Source organism: Pseudoalteromonas sp. S4492, assembly GCF_005886115.1.
Taxonomy (GTDB): domain Bacteria; phylum Pseudomonadota; class Gammaproteobacteria; order Enterobacterales; family Alteromonadaceae; genus Pseudoalteromonas; species Pseudoalteromonas gelatinilytica.
This window is the reverse complement of the sequence record NZ_PNCP01000326.1, coordinates 1-410: the sequence shown is the minus strand read 5'-3', so window position 1 is coordinate 410 and position 410 is coordinate 1. Positions and strand designations below refer to the sequence as shown.

Genomic DNA, 410 nt, shown 5'->3' with positions numbered 1-410 from the left:
GGCTGCTGACCTGCCTTGGACACAACGACAACATCGATGCCGTGCATGAAGGTCTGCTGCGGCTGGTGGCCTGGCGCCTGACCTCGCTGAAGAACGGCGAGCGTCCCAAGCAGCTGACGCTAGACATCGACGGCCTGCCGATTAAGGTCCATGGGCACCAGGGCGGTTCCGCTTATCATGGCCTTTACGGTACGCGGATCTATTCGCCGCTGGTCGCCTCGTTGGCCGAAACTGGCGACATGGTCGGCGGCCTGCTGCGCGAGGGCAACGCCGGCCCCGCCGAGAACGCTGATACGTGGATCCCGCACCTGGTGAAGCGGCTTAACGAGAGCACCGGCGCCCAGGTTCGGGTGCGTATCGACGCCGGCTTCACCGACAACGACACGCTGGAGGCGCTGGAGAAGCGCAGC

Annotated in this window: 1 protein-coding gene; it reads left to right on the top strand. The window is 65.1% G+C overall.

The window, feature by feature from the left end; translation table 11 throughout:
* A partial coding sequence (locus CWC28_RS21730) for a transposase (RefSeq protein WP_212746837.1) occupies nt 1-410 on the top strand: 410 nt, incomplete at both ends.